Origin of the sequence: Massilia sp. Root133, from assembly GCF_001426525.1 — a bacterium.
Lineage (GTDB): Bacteria > Pseudomonadota > Gammaproteobacteria > Burkholderiales > Burkholderiaceae_D > Telluria > Telluria orientalis.
This window is the reverse complement of record NZ_LMEW01000001.1, coordinates 18,060-35,769: the sequence shown is the minus strand read 5'-3', so window position 1 is coordinate 35,769 and position 17,710 is coordinate 18,060. Positions and strand designations below refer to the sequence as shown.

Sequence of the window (17,710 nt, the reverse complement as noted above, 5' to 3'; positions counted from 1 at the left end):
AACTTACCCACTTCCAAGGTGGGTTTGTTGATATGATCGTTCACTAAGTTTTCCTTGTGGAATCTTTTTCCACGACGTCAAACACTGTCCGCGAACGATCATGCCCACCCAGACCCCTCTTTCCTTCGTGCCGAAGTTACTGGCGCCCCCTACGCCGATCTTCACGCCGGGCCACACGAGTATTACCCTGGATTTCAGCACCGACATGGCGGCTGGGAGCGGGTCGGTCATCATCACGGACGGTGCCATACAGACCGTGATCGACCGCGTAACGGGCGAGCCCACGCTGCGGGTGGTCGGCGCGACCGACACGCACACGATATCGGCATCCAGCCTCGTCATCGAGGGCACCCAGGTCAAGCTGGACGTGGCCGGCCTGCTGCCCGACCACACCTACAGCCTCGTCATGGGCGCGGATGCGCTGCAGTCGACAGCGCATGTGGCATTCGGCGGGGTACGCTCGACTTCGCAGGTGCCGATCGTCACGCCGGACGCCCCGGACACGCTCGGCCCGCAGTTACTCAAGATCGACACCGACAGCAGCGTCCTGAAAGCGGGGGGCAGCATCGTCGTCACGTTGACGTTCTCCGAAGCCGTCGACGCACTGCCGGCGGATGCGTTGAGCGCGCAGCACGCGGAGATCAGCAGCCTGACCAGGAGCGGCGACGGACTCACGTGGAAAATGACCCTGACGGCGCCGAAAGACGCCACGACGGCGCCCGGCAACGTCCTGAGCCTGGACATGACCAAGGTGCTCGACGCGGCCGGCAACCACGGCAGCGGCACGAGCAACCTCGCCAGCTACACGGTCGACACGCAGGCACCCACGGCCACCGTCACGCTCGACCACACCCTGCTCGGCGGCGGCGTCGATGCCGTCGCGACCATCAAGTTTTCCGAAGCCGTCACGGGCCTCACGTCCGCCGCGCTGAGCGCCGGGCACGCGACCGTCTCGAACCTGCACACGACGGACGGCGGCACGACCTGGACCGCCACGCTGAGCGGCACCGCGGCCACCAGCGCGGGCGGCAACGTCCTTGCCGTCGACCTGGGCCAGGTGAAGGACCTGGCCGGCAACGCGGGCAGCGGCAGCGCGGTGTCGGCGGCCTACACGGTCGATACGCAGGGACCGAACGCCGTCGCCATCGCCCTCGACAGCGCCACGCTCGCCGCCGGCAAGCCCGTCCATGCGACGTTCACGTTCGCGGAACGCGTGCAGAACCTGGCGCCGGACGCGATCACGGCACCGCATGCGACGGTGTCCGATCTCGCCAGCAGCGACGGCGGCAAGACCTGGACCGCGACGCTCGCCGCGGACGGCACCGGCACCTGGACCGGCAACGCCGTCAGCGTCGACCTGGGCAAGGTGGCCGACCTGGCCGGCAACGCGGGCAAGGGCACGAGCGCGAGCCCGGCCTACACCGTCGACACGCAGGGGCCGACCGCCACCCTGGCACTGGACGGAACGGCCGTGCGCACGGGCGGCACCCTGGGCCTGACGCTGCATTTCAGCGAGGCCGTGAAAGACCTGACGGCAGCCGCGCTGCAGGCGCCCAATGCGGCGCTCGCCAACCTGCAGCACTCCGCCGACTACCTGACGTGGACGGCCACGCTCACCCCGCAGGGCGGCGTCACCGACGCGACCAATGCCGTCATCCTCGATCTCGCGAAGGTGCACGACGCCGCGGGCAATGCCGGCAGCGGCAGCACGGCCTCCGGCAACTACGCCATCGACACGCACGGCCCCGGCGCCGTCGCCATCGCGCTGGACGGCGCCACGCTCGCCGGCGGCAACAGCATCCACGCCACGTTCACGTTCGACGAAGCCGTGCAGGACCTGCCGCTCGCCACGATCGGCGCGCCGCACGCGCACGTGACCGGCCTCGCGACTAGCGACGGCGGCAAGACCTGGACCGCGACCCTGACCGCGGACGGCAGCGGCACCTGGACCGGCAATGCCGTCTCCGTCGACCTGACGCAGGTGAAGGACCTGGCCGGCAACGCGGGCAGCGGCACCTTCACCGGCGCGGCCTACGCCGTCGACACGGAAGGCCCGACCGCCACGCTGGCGCTGGACAGCACGACCCTGCACGGCGGGAGCAGCGCCACGCTGACGATCCGGTTCAGCGAAGCAGTGACGGACCTGACCGCGGCCGCGCTGCAGGCCCCGAACGCGGCGCTCACGAACCTGCAGCATTCGGGCGACGGGCTGACGTGGACGGCCACGCTGACGCCGGCGAGCGGCATCGAGGATGCGGTCAATACCGTGACCCTGGACCTCGCGAAGGTGCACGACGCGCTCGGCAACGCGGGCAGCGCCAAGGCGATCTCCGGCAACTACGCCGTCGACACGCAGGGCCCGACCGCTACGCTGGCGCTGGACAGCACCGTGCTGCACAGCGGCGGCGGCGCCACCCTGACGATCCGGTTCAGCGAAGCCGTGACGGACCTGACGGCGGGCGCGCTGCAAACACCCAACGCAACGCTCGCGAACCTGAAGCAGTCGAGCGACGGATTGACCTGGACGGCCACGCTCACGCCGCAGGGGGGCCTGACCGAAGCGGGCAATACGGTCACCCTCGATCTCACGAAGGTGCACGATGCGCTCGGCAACGCCGGCCGCGACAGCGCCGTCTCGACCGCCTACAAGGTCGACACGGTGGCGCCGACCGTGACCCGCATCGAGCTCGACAACACGAACCTGGACGCCACCCACGGCGCCACGCTTGCCATCCGCTTCAGCGAAGCGGTGGCCGACCTGGGCACGGACGCCATCACCGCCCCGCACGCGGCCGTCAGCGGCCTGCACACGGCGGACGGCGGCCTGACGTGGACCGGCACGCTGGCCAGCAACGACCTGGCGCCCAGCAGCGGCAACGTGCTGTCCGTCGACCTCACCAGGGTGCACGACCTGGCCGGCAACGCGGGCAGCGGCAGTGCCCAGTCGGAGGGCTATGCGGTCGCGGGCATCGCCAACACGCTCGTCATCGCCCTCGACGGGACGAGCCTCGACGCGACCCACGCGATCCAGGCCACGTTCACGTTCACGCAGGCCGTGCCGAACCTGCCCCTCGCCGCGATCTCGGCGCCGCATGCAAGCGTCTCGAACCTGGTGGGCAGCGCAGACGGCAAGACCTGGACCGCGCTGCTGTCGGCCAACGGCAGCGGCGACTGGACCGGCAACGTCGTCGGCGTGGACATGGCCAAGGTGCTGGACGCGAGCGGCCATGCCGGCACCGGCAGCGCGTGGAGCGCCCCGTACGCGGTCGACACGATCGGCCCCGCGGGCGCGACGATCCTGCTTGCCGCCGGCACGCTGAACGCGGGCGGCACGATGGACGTGACCTTCGCGTTCGCCGAGGGCGTGAGCACGCTGCCGGCAACCGCGATCAGCGCGCCCGGCGCCACCGTGAGCGGCGTGCACACGGCCGACGCCGGCAAGACGTGGATGGCGACGCTGACGGCCCAACCCGGCATGGACACGGGCGGCCTGCACGTCGTGCTCGACCTGGCCCAGGTCGTCGACGCCCACGGCAACCGGGGCGGCGGCTTCGCGGCCAGCACGGCCGCGTACGCGATCGACAGCAAGCCGCCCGTCGTGGCGGACATCCTGTTCGACGACACGACGATCGGCCCGTCGCACGGCATCGGCTTTTCGATCACGTTCTCGGAAAGCGTGAGCGGCCTGGCCGCCGCCGCGCTGCAGGCCCCGCACGCGACCGTGAGCGGCCTGGCGACGGCGGACGGCGGCAAGACGTGGACCGGCACCCTGAACGCCGAGGCCGGCGCCGGCAGCAGCACGGGCAACCAGCTGCGCGTGGACCTGACCCAGGTGCACGACGCGGCCGGCAACGCGGGCAGCGGCAGCGCGGCGTCGCTGTCGCACTACAGCGTGAACACGGATGCGCTCACCGCCACCGTCTCCCTGGACGGCGGCGCGCTGGTCAGCGGCGGCAGCGTCGGTCTCACGGTGCGCTTCTCGGCGGCGGTGACGGCGCTCGACGCCTCGGCCCTCGACGCGCCGCACGCCGCGCTCACGAACCTGCACCACTCGGACGACTACCGGACGTGGTACGCGACCCTGTCCGCGGCCGACGCGGGCATCGTCGACAACACCAACACCGTCGGCGTCGACCTGACGAAAGTGCACGACACGCTCGGCAACGCGGGCAGCGGCACGGCCAGCTCCGGCAACTACACGTACGACACGACGGTGGCGGCCTACATCTCCGGACTCTTCGTCAGCGACGAAGGTCCGTATGCCGACGACGGCATCACGAACAGCGGCGGCGAATACGCCTACGGCTATTTCATCGGCACCCTGGCCGGCAACCAGCAGTTGAAGGTGATGATCGACGAGCAGGAAGTGGACCCGTACGGCCTGCACGTGTACTCGGCGGAAGGCGGCAGCACGTACTGGTATTACGCGAGCGAGGCGTACCTGACCCCGGGCGTGCACACGTACACCGCGAGCATCGTCGACGATGCCGGCCACGCCAGCGCCACTGTGTCGAAGCAGATCACGATCGACACGACGAATCCGCATGTCACCGGTTCGCCCGACGGCAGCACGGCGTTCGACGTCGCGGGCGACCTCGTCCTCACGTTCGACAAACCCGTGTACTGGACGAGCGGGGAAAGCAGCCACGACGGCCTGCAGCTGTACGACTTCGACGGCGCCAGCAGCTACATCCCCCTGACGGAAGCGAACTTCTCGGCCGACCACAAGACCATCACGCTCACGGCCGACGAGCTGCACCTCGGCTCGGGCAACGACTATTCCCTCTACCTGCCCTACGCGCTGACCGACCTGGCCGGCAACCAGGTGGCGGAGCACAGCATCGTCTTCCACACGGCCGGCACCTACGTCGACGTGACGGCGCCGCGCGCGACGAACCTGCGCGCCGACGTCGGCGGCGGCGACTACGGCGTCGGCGAAACCATCGGGATCCGCGTGACGTTCAGCGAACCGGTCGACGTACGCGGCGCCCCCAGCCTCGAACTCAACAACGGCGCCCAGGCCCACTTCAAGGGCCTGAGCGACGACCATCGCAGCGCGCTGTTCGAGTACACGGTGGCCGCCGGCGACAACGACGTGTCCGGCCTGGACTTCGCCACCAGGGGCGACCTGACGGACCATTTCGCGGACGGCGCCGGCAACGTGCTCGACCTCGCGCACATCACGTACGGCTACCTCGGGGACTCGGACGGCTACGGCAGCACGATCCGGATCGACACGCACGCCCCGGACGCCCCGTCCGCGCCGACGCTCGCCGCCGCATCCGATACCGGCACCGCCGGCGACAACGTCACGAGCGTCGTGGCGCCCACCTTCACGGGCAGCGGCGCCGATGGCTGGGCCCAGATCGAACTGTACGTGGGCGACCGCCTGGTCGGCAGCGGCTGGGCCGACGGCGGCGGCAAGTGGAGCATCGACGACGTCCTGCTGGGCACCAACGGCACCTACACGGTCAAGGCCGTCCAGTACGACGCGGCGCACAATGCGAGCGCACCGTCGCAGCCGCTGACGGTCACCGTCGCCGGCTCGACCGCCGCGGGGGCGACGTTCTTGCCGGGCGCCGACAACGGCCTGTCCTCCAGCGACACCATCACGAGCTTCACCGCGCCGGCACTGACGGGCACCGTGGCCGCCGGCACCCAGGTGACCGTGTGGGACGGGGGCACGATCCTGGGTTCCACCACCGCCGGCGACAACGGCGTATGGCATTTCTCGCCCCTGTGGGACCTCGCGAACGGCCAGCACACGATCACGCTGGAACTGCAGGATACCGGGGGCAACGTGACGCCGCGCGACCTGTCGGTCCCGTTCACGTTCACGGTCGACGCCATCGAACCGGACGCCCCGGGCCAGCCGGTGCTGGCGGCGGCGAGCGACACGGGCGTCTCGTCCTCCGACGGCATCACGAACGACACGATGCCCACGCTGACCGGCACGGCGGCCGAAAGCGGCGGCCGGATCCTGGTCTACGACGGCGCGTCCCTGGTGGGTGGGGCCGACGTCGGCAATAACCGGAGCTGGACGGTCACGCTCGGCGGCGGCGGGCCGCTCACGGACGGCGTGCACACGTTCACCGTGGTCCAGGAAGATGCGGCCGGCAACCAGGGCGTCGCATCCGCGCCGTTGTCGGTCACGATCGACACGACGGCACCGACGGTGGCATCGACCCAGTCGACCAGCAAGGCGGGGGCGAACTGGCACAGCCTGACGTTCAGCGAAAAGATCGTGTTCGCGCAGAACGGCACGATCGACGTGCTCGACAGCGGCAACGTGGGGCGCTCGCACCATGCGTGGGACGTGCTGACCAACTGGGACATCGCGACCGACACGCGCACGCTGGAGCTCAACCTGGGCACGCTGAACGGCGCCTACCACCTCACGGTGAACGGTAATGCGATCGAGGACGTGGCGGGCAACGTCGCCATCATCGGCAGCGACACCTTCGGCGTCGGACTGACGGCCTGACGTCTCGACCCAAAGTCGTTCCCGCGAAGGCGAGAACCCAAGTCTTGCTTGCGTCGCCGCAGCGTGACGAACCTGGGCCCCGGCCTTCACGGGGGCGACGGTTTCAAGCCGGCCACGCCAGCGCGCGGCGGCTGTCGAAGCGGCGTGCTTCTCCCGTGAGCGGATCGTCGAACGCGATGGACCGCGCCAGCAGTTGCAGCGGCGCGGAGAAATCGTCGCCTTTGCACGGCAGCGCGACGGGATAGAAGGCGTCGTTCAGGATCGGCACGCCCAGCGACGCCATGTGCAGGCGCAGCTGGTGCTTGCGGCCCGTGTGCGGATGCAGGCGGTAGCGCGCCACGTCGCCGCGCGTTTCCAGCAGCTCGACGAACGTCTCGGAATTCGGCTCGCCCTCTTCTTCGCGCATCACGAAGAACTTGTCGCCGTCGACCATGCGGCTGCGGTAGGTGAACGGGAAGTCGCGCCCGTGCAGCACGGGCGCCAGCGCCTCGTACACCTTGCGGATGCTGCGCTTCTGGAACATCGACTGGTACGTGCCGCGCGTGGCGAGGTTGTGCGAGAAGATGACGACGCCGGCCGTCTCGCGGTCGAGGCGGTGGATCGGCGTCAGGTGCGGCAGGTCGAACTTCTGTTTCAGCCGCACGAGCAGGGTCTCGCGCAGGAAGCGCCCCGTCGGGATCATCGGCAGGAAATGCGGCTTGTCGACGACGAGCAGGTGCTCGTCCTGGAAGATGATGCCCTCCTCGAACGGAATCGGCGTCTCGTGTTCCAGCTCGCGGTAGTACCAGATGCGCATGCCCTGGCGTACGTGGCTGTCGGCCTGCAACGGCGTACCCTGCGCATCGACGACGTCGCCGCGCGCGAGGCGTTCGGCCCAGGACGGGCCGGCGATGGCGGGAAAACGCTCCTCGAGGAAGGCCAGCATGCCGCCGGTCCGGGTTGCCGTGATCCACAGATAGCTGGGCGCCACGCCGTCGCGCACCGGCAGCGGCACGACGGCGTTGGCCGCGGCCTGGTGGCCCTTCCTGACGAAACGAACCATCGATCCCTTATTTATCAGCGTTGCGCGACGTTGGAGCGGTAAGGCGGCAACCGGTCGACGGACGTGCCCTTGCTGCGCGCATACAGCGGCAGCAGCACGTTCATGTGGCTGTCGATCTGCTCGATGCGATCGCTGCCGCCCGGGTGCGTGGACAGCAGCTCGATCGGCGCGCCGCTCTGGTTCAGCGCCGCCATCTTGTTCCACAGCGCGATGCCCGCGCGCGGGTCGTAGCCGGAGCGCGCGGCGATGTCGAGGCCCACGAGGTCGGCTTCGCGTTCCTCGTCGCGCGAGAATTTCAGCACGAGGAGCTGGCCGGCCGCGTTGGTCGCGCCGCGCACGTCCACGCCGAGCCAGGCCGACAGCGCGGCGCCGCCCAGCTGGCTCGCGAGGCCCGTCGCCGCCGCCTTGCTCTGGCGGTCGCGCCCGTGCTCGCGCAGCGCGTGCGCGATCTCGTGGCCCATCACGGCCGCGATCTCGTCGTCCGTGAGGCGCAGCTTGTCGATGATGCCCGTGTAGAACGCGATGCGCCCGCCCGGCATGCAGAACGCGTTCACCTCGCCGGACTGCAGCAGGTTGACCTGCCACTTCCACTGCTGGGCATCGGAATTCCAGCGCGCCGTATTCGGGATGATGCGTTTCGCGATGGCGCGCAGGCGCTGCACGCGCGGGTCGGATTCCGGCACGAGCGCGCCTTCCTGCTTCGCCTTGCTCATCAGCGCCAGGTATTGCTGGGCCGACTGCTGGTTGATGGCGTCCTCGGGCGCGGCGATGTCGCGCCACACGCCGCCGATCGAATTGCGCTTGAGCGGCTTGACGGCGATGCCGTCCTGCACGACCTGGTCCTGGTTCGGGCGGTCGTCCTGCGCGCGCGCGGCGTACGCGCCGGGCGTGGCGACGCTCAGGGCGAGCAGCACGGCCGCGCCGTGCTTGAAGAGTCGATTCATGGTGTTCTCCTGCTGGGTTCTGGACACATGATGCCCAAGTCGCGCTCGTAAGTACAACACGATACGCCTACCCGGGCAGCGACGCAGGCGGGGAAACGTCAGACCTTGCTCACGAGATCGCGCTTGCGCAGGCGGAACACCGCCAGGCTGCCGCGCAAATTCGGCAGGAACGACACCGGCTTGCCCTCGGCCAGCGCGACGTATTCCAGCACTTCCAGGCCGCATTTCTCGGCCAGGTCCTTGAAGTCGTAGATCGTCGCGTAGCGCAGGTTCGGCGTGTCGAACCACTGGTAAGGCAGGGTGCGCGACACCGGCATGCGCCCTTTCAGCAGCGCGGCGCGGTGCGGCCAGTACGCGAAGTTCGGGAACGACACGATCGCTTCCTTGCCGACGCGGACGATGTCGCGCAGGCGCGCCTCCACGTGCTGCATCATCTGCAGCGACGACAGGCACAGGACCACGTCGAACGCGTCGTCCGCGAACAGGCCGAGGCCCTGCTCCATGTCGTGCTGGATCACGCTGATGCCGCGCTGCGTGCTTTCCAGGACCTTGTCGTCGGCGATCTCCACGCCGTAGCCCGTGCAGCGCTTGGCCTGCTCCAGGTAGCGCAGCATGGCGCCGTCGCCGCAGCCGACATCCAGCACGTGGGCGCCGTCGCCGACCCAGTGGGCGATGAACGCGAGGTCGGACCGCAGGGTCAGGTCTTCGTATTTCATGCGGCCTCCTTCTGCTCTGCAGCGATGCGCTGGAAGTAGGCACGGACGATGTTCATGTAGCGCACGTCCTCGAGCAGGAAGGCGTCGTGGCCGTGCGGCGCGTCGATCTCGGCATAGGTCACCTTGCGGCGGTTGGCCAGCAGCGCTTCCACGATCTCGCGGCTGCGCTCCGGCGAGAAGCGCCAGTCCGTCGAGAACGACGCGACGAGATATTGAGCCTGCGTGTTTTCCAGCGCCTTGGCGAGGTTGCCGCCATGCTCGCGCGCGGGATCGAAATAGTCGAGCGCCTTGGTGATCAGGAGGTAGGTGTTGGCGTCGAAGTATTCCGAGAATTTATCGCCCTGGTAGCGCAGATAGGATTCGATCTCGAAGTCGATGCCGAAGTCGAATTTGTAGTCGTTCCTCTCGGCGGCGTTGCGCAGCTTGCGGCCGAATTTCTCCGCCATGTCGTCGTTCGACAGGTACGTGATGTGGCCGACCATGCGCGCCACCTTCAGGCCGTTCTTCGGCACCACGCCGTGTTCGTAGAAGTCGCCGCCGCGGTAGTCCGGATCGGTGAGGATGGCCTGGCGCGCCACGTCGTTGAACGCGATGTTCTGCGCCGAGAGTTTCGGCGTGGATGCGATCACGATGCAGTGACGCAGGCGCTCGGGGAACATGATGCTCCACGCGAGGGCCTGCATGCCGCCCAGCGATCCGCCCATCACGGCGGCAAAACACGCGATGCCGAGGCGGTCGGCCAGCAGCGCCTGCGCGGCGACCCAGTCTTCCACCGTCACGACGGGGAACGTGGCGCCGTACGGTTTTCCCGTGGCCGGATTCGTGTGCATCGGGCCCGTGGAACCGAAGCAGGAGCCGAGGTTGTTGACGCCGATGACGAAGAAGCGGTCGGTGTCGACCGGCTTGCCCGGCCCCACCATGTTGTCCCACCAGCCCGCGCTCTTCGGCTGGTCGGCGTAGTGGCCGGCGACGTGGTGCGACGCGTTCAGCGCGTGGCAGATCAGCACCGCGTTCGATTTGTCGGCATTCAGCGTGCCGTACGTTTCATACATCAGCGTGTAGTCGCCGATCGCCGCGCCGCTTTGCAGGCGCAACGGTTCGGCGAAGTGCATCGCCTGGGGGGAGACAATTCCGATCGATCCCATGAAGACTCTTAAGTTGTAACTAGACGGACTGCAGCTGCTCCACGGCTTCGGCGATGGCCGCCGGTTCCATCGCGCGCAGGATGCGCCTGGTGCGCGGCACGAGCCGCGCCAGGTCGCTGGACAGGATTTCCTGCTTGACGGCCAGGAGCTGGGCGGGATGCATCGAGAACTCGCGCAGGCCCATGCCCAGCAGCAGGCGGGTGAGCTTGACGTCGCCCGCCATCTCGCCGCACACGGCGACGTCGATGCCGGCCTTGTGCCCGGCCTCGATCGTCATCGCGATCAGGTTCAATACCGCCGGGTGCAGCGGATTGTACAGGTGCGCCACCTCGTAGTCGACGCGGTCGATCGCCAGCGTATATTGAATCAGGTCGTTGGTGCCGATGGACAGGAAGTCCAGGCGCTTGACGAACATCGGCAGCGCCAGCGCGGCAGCCGGGATCTCGATCATGGCGCCGACTTCCACCGCCGCGTCGTACTTGATGTTCTGCTCGCGTAGCTGGGCCTTGGCCTGCTCGATCATGCCGAGCGTCTGGTCGATCTCGAACGCATGCGCCAGCATCGGGATCAGGATGCGCACCTTGCCGAATGCGGACGCGCGCAGGATCGCGCGCAGCTGCGTGAGGAACAACTGCGGCTCGGCGAGACAGTAGCGGATCGCGCGCAGGCCCAGCGCCGGGTTCAGCGCCGTGTGTTCCGTCTGGTCGAGCGGCTTGTCGGCGCCCACGTCGAGCGTGCGGATCGTGACCGGGCGGCCCTTCATCGCCAGCACGGCCTTGCGGTACTGCTCGAACTGCTCGTCCTCGCCCGGCACTTTCAAACCCTGTGCGCCACGGCCCATGAACAGGAATTCGGAACGGAACAGGCCCACGCCGACGGCGCCCGCTTCCAGCGCCGGACCGCAATCGTCCGGCAGCTCGATGTTCGCGAGCAGCGTGATCGGCGTGCCGTCCTTCGTGACGGCCGGCGTCTTCTTGAGCTTGAGGAGGCGTTTGCGCGCCTTCATCAGGTTGGCCTGGCGCGCGCGGTACTGCTCCATCACGAGCGCGCTCGGATTGCAGATCACGACGCCGGCATCGCCGTCGACGATCACCCAGTCGTCCTGCTCGATCAGGCGCGACGCCTGGCTCATGCCGACGGCGGCCGGGATGTCCAGGCTGCGCGCGACGATCGCCGTGTGCGAGTTCTGGCCGCCCACGTCGGTGACGAAGCCGACGAACGAGCGGTCGCGGAACGCGAGCATGTCGGCCGGCGAGATGTCGTGCGCGACGACGATCATCTGCGGCTGGAAGTGGTCTTCCTCGGGCACCGGCGGGGCCGACAGCGCGGTCCCCATCAGCACCTTCAGCACGCGCTCGGCCACCTGCTGGATGTCCTGCTTGCGCTCGCGCAGGTACTCGTCCTCGATCTCGTCGAACTGCGCGGACAGCTCGTCGATCTGCGTGACGAGCGCCCATTCCGCGTTGTAGTGGCGGCTGCGGATGATGTCGAGGGGCGCCTCCGAGATCATCGGATCGGACAGGATCAGCACGTGCACGTCGATGAACGCGCCCAGTTCCGTCGGGGCTTCCTTCGGCAGCTCGGTCCACAGCTCCTGCAGGTTGCGGTGCACCTCGGCGATCGCGTCCTGCAGGCGCTTCACTTCCGCCTCGACCTGCTCTTCCGGCACGAGGTAGTGCTTGACGTCGAGCGCGGCCGGCGTGAGCAGGTGCGCGCGCCCGATCGAGATCCCGCGCGAGACCGGAATGCCGTGCAGTGTGAACGATGCCATGGAGGGTCCCGGGTGACGGCCAGCTCGGCTGCTGTCCGGCATTACTCGCCTTCGCCGAATTTATCGTTGATGAGGCCGGTGAGCGCGGCGATGCATTCCTGTTCGTCGGGGCCGTCCGCTTCCAGGGTCACCTTGGCGCCCTTGCCGGCGGCCAGCATCATGACGCCCATGATCGACTTGGCGTTGATGCGGCGGCCGTTGCGGGTGAGCCAGACGTCGCTCTGGAACTTGGCGGCCAGCTGGGTGAATTTGGCGGATGCGCGGGCGTGAAGGCCCAGCTTGTTGATGATCTCGAGTTCCTGTTGAATCATATTTTAATTGTCGTTTCTCTCGTTCATCTGTCCGGTCAGGTGCCGACCCGGATGCGGTTGTCGACCCGGACGGCGCCGTTCTGCGCGCCGGTCAGGGCCATCTCGACCACGACGTCCAGCGTGTCACGCCGGTACGTAATCGCGCGCAGCAGCATCGGCAGGCTGATGCCCGCGATGACTTCCACGCGACCGGCCTCGGCCAGCGTGTTGCAGCAATTGGACGGCGTCCCGCCCTTGATGTCGGTGATGACCAGCACGCCATCGCCTTCGTCCAGGCGCTGGATTGCACTCTTCGCCAGTGCGTGGATCTCGTTCGTGTCCTGGTCCGCCGTCACGTCGATCGCCTCGAAGCGCTCGGTGGGGCCGCGGAACACGTGCGCGACCGCGGCGATGAATGCCTGGCCCAGCGGTGCGTGGGTCATCAGCAGGATGCCTACCATGTCTTTAATTTCCCGTTACCCGGCGCTCGACGGCGTCGATGAACATCGCCGCGACGTCGAAACCGGTCTGGTCGGTGATCTCCTGGAAACACGTGGGGCTGGTGACATTCACCTCGGTCAGGAAATCGCCGATCACGTCCAATCCTACCAGCAACAGGCCACGCGCCGCCAGAATCGGGCCGAGACTTTCCGCGATCTCGCGGTCGCGCTCCGTCAGCGGCTGCGCGACGCCGGTGCCGCCGGCCGCCAGGTTGCCGCGCACTTCCCCGGCCTGCGGAATGCGCGCCAGCGAAAACGGGACCGGCTTGCCGTCGATGACGAGCACGCGCTTATCGCCCTTGACGATGGCGGGAATATATTTCTGCGCCATGATCGTGCGCGCGCCGTTGTCCGTCAGCGTCTCGATGATCGAACCAAGGTTCAGGCCATCGTCCTTGACGCGGAAGATGCCGGCGCCGCCCATGCCGTCCAGCGGCTTGAAAATCACGTCGCCGTGTTCGGCGTGGAAGGCGCGCAGGCGCGTGCCGGACGACGACACGAGCGTGGGCGACGTGAACTGGCTGAACTGGGCGATGGTCAGCTTTTCGTTGTGGTCGCGGATCGCCGAGGGTTTGTTGAACACGCGTGCGCCCTGGCGCTCGGCCAGTTCCAGCAGATACGTGCCGTACACGTATTCCATGTCGAACGGCGGGTCCTTGCGCTCGATGACGGCGTCGAACGCGGAAAGGGGCACGGTATCGGTGTCGCCTTCACGGTACCAGTCGTCCGGATCGCCGGTCAGCTGGATCTCGGTGGCCTCGGCCGTCACGACGCCCTCTTCCAGCACCAGGTGGCGCTGTTCGAAGGCATAGATCCGATGGCCGCGCCGCGCCGCTTCGCGCATCATCGCGAACGTCGAGTCCTTGTAGATTTTGAAGCCGGACAGCGGATCTGCGAGAAAAGCGATTTTCATGATGGTCCCAATGGAGGCAATACCACGATTTTAGCCGGAAACGCGGATGTTCGCGGAAAGGCGGCCGCGTCCGGCGGACGAGTTACCGGAGCATCTTCCTGTTGGCAAAACGTCATCTATTCAATCTGCATTTGCGAACCGTCAAACGTGCCGCCGGACCACTTGGGAAGATGCGTCCCAGGAGGACACGATGAGCGACCAAGCCGAGCAGGAACGCATCAACCAGGTCTATCGCCAATGGCATGGCGGCGCCGGGCTGGCGAAACACGCCTGGCACCGGCCCGACATCGTCCGCCAGGCGGCGGCGCGGGCGCGCGTGCTGGCCGACCTGCTGCCGCTGACGGTGGGCCGCGACCTGTCCGCCGTGCGCGCGCTGGACGTCGGCTGCGGCGGCGGCGGCTTCCTGCGCCAGCTGATCGACTGGGGCGCCACGCCGTCCCACCTCGCCGGCACGGAGCTGCAGCCCGACCGCCTGGAACAGGCCCGGGCCCGCACGGCGCCCGGCGTGCGCTGGCACCTGGGCCAGATCGACGTCTTTCCCGACGCGAGCATGGACCTCGTGAGCGCGCACACGGTGTTTTCCGCGCTCCTGGACGAAGACCTGCGGCGCGGCCTGGCCGCCGAGATGTGGCGCGTGCTGCGTCCGGGCGGCTGGACGATGATTTTCGATGTCCGCTACGGCAGCCCGCGCAATGCCCACGTGCGCAAGGTGACGGACGTCGAACTGCTGCGCTTCTGGCCTGCCGCCAGCCGCCACTACCGCACGCTGGTGCTGACGCCGCCCGTGGGGCGCACGCTGGCCGCCCTGCCCTGGCTGATTCCGGAAGCGCTGGCGATGTTGCTGCCGCCGCTGCGCTCCCACTTCATCTACATGGCGCGCAAGCCGGAGACGGACCGTATGGTCTGAATCAATAGATTTCCGGGTCCGGATCGGTCCGTTCCAACTCCAGCGAAGCAGCCAGCAACGCAAGACGCGCCACCACGCCGTACACGTAGAAGCGGTTCGGCGCGGCCGTCCCCGGCTTCGCCTTCAGGTCGGGCACCGCGTGCTGCTGCGCGAACGCGAGCGGCACGTATTGCGAGCCCGGCGCGTTCAGGTTCTGGTCCACGCCGCGCTCGGCGTGCACGCGGTAGAAGCCGCCGACGACGTAGCGGTCGATCATGTACACGACCGGCTCCGCCACCGCGTCGTTGATCGACTCGAACGTGGGCACGCCTTCCTGGATCATCACGTCGGTGACGGTGACGCCATCCTTGATGACCGACATCTTGTTGCGCTGCTTGCGGTTCAGGTCCTTGACCTCGCTCGCATCCTTGACGGTCATGATGCCCATGCCGTACGTGCCGGCATCCGGCTTGACGATGACGAAGGGTTTCTGGTCCTTCATCCCGTATTCCTTGTACTTCTTCTTGATCTTCGACAACAGCGCCGACACGTTATCGGCCAGGCATTCCATGCCCACGTCTTCCTGGAAATTGACCTCGCCGCATTTGCTGTGCAGCGGGTTCACGAGCCACGGGTCGATGTCGATCAGCTTGCCGAACTTCTTGGCGACCTCGTCGAACGCCTTGAAGTGATTGCTCTTGCGGCGCACGGCCCAGCCGGCGTGCAGCGGCGGCAGCAGCGATTGCTCGTGGACGTTTTCGAGGATGCCCGGGATGCCGGCGGACAGGTCGTTGTTCAGCAGGATCGTGCACGGGTCGAAGTCGGCCAGGCCCACGCGACGGCCGTTGGGCGAGCGCACGAGCGGTTCCACGACCAGCATGTTCCCGTCCGGGAGCGCGAGCGGCGTCGGCTCAGTCACCTCGGGCGACAGCGAGCCCAGGCGCACGTGCAGGCCCGTCTGGCGGAAGATCTGCATCAGGCGCTGCACGTTCTGCAGGTAGTACGGGTTGCGCGTATGGCTTTCCGGGATCAGCAGCAGGTTGCGGGCGTCCGGGCAGTATTTGTCGATCGCGGCCATGGCGGCCTGCACCGTCAGCGGCAGCATTTCCGTCGACAGGTTGTTGAAGCCGCCCGGGAAGAGGTTCGTATCCACCGGCGCCAGCTTGTAGCCGGCATTGCGCAGGTCCACCGAGCAGTAGAACGGCGGCGTGTGCTCCTGCCACTCGAGGCGGAACCAGCGTTCGATGGCAGGCGTGGCTTCGAGGATCTTCTTTTCCAGGTCCAGCAGGGGACCGGTCACGGCGGTGGCGAGGTGGGGAACCATAAAAATGACGTCCTTCGGGCTTCTTGGCGATATGGTAAGCCGAGATTGGGGTGTTCGAACGTTTTTTAAAGACCTTTATGCAATTTAGAAATAAAAAAAGCGCCCCGGAGGGCGCTTTCGCATATTGCATTCCTGATAATCAGGAGTGGTAAGCCTGCTCGCCGTGGCTCGTGATGTCCAGGCCTTCGCGTTCCTCTTCCTCCGGGACACGCAGGCCGACGACGACGTCGACGATCTTGTAGGCGATGAACGAGACGACGGCCGACCACACGATGGTGGTGCCGACGGCTTCCGCCTGCACGAGGACCTGGTGGCCGATCGAGTACGGGTCGGCGGACATCTTGTTGGTGACGTAGTCGAAGATGCCCTGGCCGCCCAGTTGCGGTGCCGCGAACACGCCGGTCAGCAGCGCGCCCAGGATACCGCCCACGCCGTGGACGCCGAACACGTCCAGCGAGTCGTCGGCGCCGATCATGCGCTTCAGGCCGTTCACGCCCCACAGGCAGACGATGCCGGCGACGAGACCGATGACCAGGCCGCCCATCGGACCGACGAAGCCGCAGGCCGGGGTGATGGCGACGAGGCCGGCGACGGCACCCGAGGCGCCACCCAGCATCGACGGCTTGCCCTTGGTGATCCACTCGCCGAAGACCCACGACACGGTGGCGGCGGCGGTGGCCAGCAGGGTGTTGACGAAGGCCAGCGCGGCGACGTCGCCCGCTTCCAGTGCCGAACCGGCGTTGAAACCGAACCAGCCCACCCACAGCAGCGAGGCGCCGATCATGGTCATGGTCAGCGAGTGCGGGGCCATCGATTCACGGCCGTAGCCGACGCGCTTGCCGATCAGGATCGCACCGACGAGGCCGGCGATAGCGGCATTGATGTGCACCACGGTGCCGCCCGCGAAGTCGAGGGCGCCCTTCTGCCACAGCCAGCCGGCCTTGGCGGTCTCGGCATCGATGGTCGCGGCGGTGAACGCATCCGGACCGGTCCAGAACCAGACCATGTGCGCGACCGGCAGGTAACCGAACGTGAACCACAGCACGACGAACAGCAACACGGCGGAGAAGCGGACGCGCTCGGCGAACGCGCCGACGATCAGGCCGCAGGTGATGGCCGCGAACGTGCCCTGGAACGCCACGAAGACGAACTCGGGGATGACGACGCCCTTGCTGAAGGTGGCCGCGGTCGAGAACGCTCCCTTGACCGGATCCCAGATCCCGTTCAGGAACAGGCGGTCGAAGCCGCCGATGAACGCGGTCTTCTCGGTGAACGCCAGCGAGTAGCCGTACAGGCACCACAGGACGATGATGACCGCGAAGATCATGAACACCTGCAGCAGCACGGACAGCATGTTCTTGGAACGGACCAGGCCGCCGTAGAACAGGGCCAGGCCCGGAATCGTCATCATGATCACCAGCAAGGTGGCGACCATCATCCAGGCGGTGTCGCCCTTCTGCGGGGTCGGTGCGGCAGCCGGCGCGGCCGGTGCGGCGGCAGCTTCCGGTGCTGCAGCGGCAGCTGCGGCCGGCGCGGCGGCGACCGGTGCGCTGGCGGCCGGTGCGGCCGCGGGTGCTGCGGCTTCCGCGGCGGCTGCCGGTTTGGCGGCATCCTGGGCCATGGCCGGGGCGGCGGCTGCCAGCGCCACGGCGACGGATACGCCTGCGATCAGTTTCGTGATGGTGTGGATCATCG

At 67.7% G+C, this 17,710-nt stretch carries 12 protein-coding genes; 2 read left to right on the top strand and 10 right to left on the bottom strand.

Features of this window, described 5'->3' with window-relative positions:
• The first annotated feature begins 100 nt into the window (after positions 1 to 100).
• A complete protein-coding gene (locus ASD28_RS00155; RefSeq protein WP_156403653.1) occupies positions 101 to 6,484 on the top strand; it encodes an Ig-like domain-containing protein in 6,384 nt (2,127 codons plus the stop codon).
• Positions 6,485 to 6,587: 103 nt separating this feature from the next.
• Here the strand turns inward: ASD28_RS00155 and ASD28_RS00150 are convergent, their stop codons facing one another.
• The 8 genes from ASD28_RS00150 to gshB all read right to left on the bottom strand — a co-directional run bounded on the left by ASD28_RS00150 (position 6,588) and on the right by gshB (position 13,805).
• Complete coding sequence (locus tag ASD28_RS00150) at positions 6,588 to 7,526, bottom strand: RluA family pseudouridine synthase (protein ID WP_056122157.1); 939 nt, start codon at positions 7,524 to 7,526, stop codon at positions 6,588 to 6,590.
• Between the two features lie 14 nt (positions 7,527 to 7,540).
• Positions 7,541 to 8,470 carry a M48 family metallopeptidase gene (locus ASD28_RS00145; RefSeq protein WP_056122154.1) on the bottom strand — a complete coding sequence of 310 codons (930 nt, stop codon included), beginning with the start codon at positions 8,468 to 8,470 and terminating at the stop codon, positions 7,541 to 7,543.
• Between the two features lie 98 nt (positions 8,471 to 8,568).
• Positions 8,569 to 9,186 carry a methionine biosynthesis protein MetW gene (metW, locus tag ASD28_RS00140; RefSeq protein WP_056122150.1) on the bottom strand — a complete coding sequence of 206 codons (618 nt, stop codon included), beginning with the start codon at positions 9,184 to 9,186 and terminating at the stop codon, positions 8,569 to 8,571.
• Entirely contained in the window at positions 9,183 to 10,331 is a 1,149-nt protein-coding gene (locus tag ASD28_RS00135) for a homoserine O-acetyltransferase (RefSeq protein ID WP_082577027.1), read from the bottom strand. The genes metW and ASD28_RS00135 overlap by 4 nt, the downstream gene beginning before the upstream one ends.
• 19 nt (positions 10,332 to 10,350) lie before the next feature.
• A complete protein-coding gene (ptsP, locus tag ASD28_RS00130; protein ID WP_056122144.1) occupies positions 10,351 to 12,102 on the bottom strand; it encodes a phosphoenolpyruvate--protein phosphotransferase in 1,752 nt (583 codons plus the stop codon).
• Between the two features lie 41 nt (positions 12,103 to 12,143).
• The gene (locus tag ASD28_RS00125; RefSeq protein ID WP_056122141.1) at positions 12,144 to 12,413 is read right to left on the bottom strand and encodes an HPr family phosphocarrier protein; all 270 of its coding nucleotides are present in this window, start codon (positions 12,411 to 12,413) and stop codon (positions 12,144 to 12,146) included.
• 35 nt (positions 12,414 to 12,448) lie between these two features.
• On the bottom strand, positions 12,449 to 12,853 hold the full coding sequence (locus ASD28_RS00120; RefSeq protein ID WP_056122138.1) for a PTS sugar transporter subunit IIA: 405 nt from the start codon (positions 12,851 to 12,853) through the stop codon (positions 12,449 to 12,451).
• Between the two features lie 4 nt (positions 12,854 to 12,857).
• Positions 12,858 to 13,805, bottom strand: a complete 948-nt coding sequence (gene gshB / locus ASD28_RS00115; protein WP_056122136.1) for a glutathione synthase — start codon at positions 13,803 to 13,805, stop codon at positions 12,858 to 12,860.
• A gap of 190 nt (positions 13,806 to 13,995) precedes the next feature.
• Here gshB and ASD28_RS00110 point away from each other — a divergent pair, with 190 nt between their 5' ends.
• Complete coding sequence (locus ASD28_RS00110) at positions 13,996 to 14,712, top strand: class I SAM-dependent methyltransferase (RefSeq protein WP_056122134.1); 717 nt, start codon at positions 13,996 to 13,998, stop codon at positions 14,710 to 14,712.
• Position 14,713: 1 nt separating this feature from the next.
• On the opposite strand, the gene gshA is transcribed toward ASD28_RS00110, so the two are convergent.
• On the bottom strand, positions 14,714 to 16,015 hold the full coding sequence (gene gshA / locus ASD28_RS00105; protein WP_056122131.1) for a glutamate--cysteine ligase: 1,302 nt from the start codon (positions 16,013 to 16,015) through the stop codon (positions 14,714 to 14,716).
• 139 nt (positions 16,016 to 16,154) lie between these two features.
• Positions 16,155 to 17,708, bottom strand: a complete 1,554-nt coding sequence (locus ASD28_RS00100; RefSeq protein ID WP_056122128.1) for an ammonium transporter — start codon at positions 17,706 to 17,708, stop codon at positions 16,155 to 16,157.
• Positions 17,709 to 17,710 lie beyond the last annotated feature (2 nt).

What these genes read in the sequence shown, in the direction of transcription:
- ASD28_RS00155 (WP_156403653.1), top strand. Translation starts at nt 101, where the DNA reads ATGCCCACCCAGACCCCTCTTTCCTTCGTGCCGAAGTTACTGGCGCCC.
- ASD28_RS00150 (WP_056122157.1), bottom strand. Translation starts at nt 7,526, where the DNA reads ATGGTTCGTTTCGTCAGGAAGGGCCACCAGGCCGCGGCCAACGCCGTC.
- ASD28_RS00145 (WP_056122154.1), bottom strand. Translation starts at nt 8,470, where the DNA reads ATGAATCGACTCTTCAAGCACGGCGCGGCCGTGCTGCTCGCCCTGAGC.
- metW (WP_056122150.1), bottom strand. Translation starts at nt 9,186, where the DNA reads ATGAAATACGAAGACCTGACCCTGCGGTCCGACCTCGCGTTCATCGCC.
- ASD28_RS00135 (WP_082577027.1), bottom strand. Translation starts at nt 10,331, where the DNA reads ATGGGATCGATCGGAATTGTCTCCCCCCAGGCGATGCACTTCGCCGAA.
- ptsP (WP_056122144.1), bottom strand. Translation starts at nt 12,102, where the DNA reads ATGGCATCGTTCACACTGCACGGCATTCCGGTCTCGCGCGGGATCTCG.
- ASD28_RS00125 (WP_056122141.1), bottom strand. Translation starts at nt 12,413, where the DNA reads ATGATTCAACAGGAACTCGAGATCATCAACAAGCTGGGCCTTCACGCC.
- ASD28_RS00120 (WP_056122138.1), bottom strand. Translation starts at nt 12,853, where the DNA reads ATGGTAGGCATCCTGCTGATGACCCACGCACCGCTGGGCCAGGCATTC.
- gshB (WP_056122136.1), bottom strand. Translation starts at nt 13,805, where the DNA reads ATGAAAATCGCTTTTCTCGCAGATCCGCTGTCCGGCTTCAAAATCTAC.
- ASD28_RS00110 (WP_056122134.1), top strand. Translation starts at nt 13,996, where the DNA reads ATGAGCGACCAAGCCGAGCAGGAACGCATCAACCAGGTCTATCGCCAA.
- gshA (WP_056122131.1), bottom strand. Translation starts at nt 16,015, where the DNA reads ATGGTTCCCCACCTCGCCACCGCCGTGACCGGTCCCCTGCTGGACCTG.
- ASD28_RS00100 (WP_056122128.1), bottom strand. Translation starts at nt 17,708, where the DNA reads ATGATCCACACCATCACGAAACTGATCGCAGGCGTATCCGTCGCCGTG.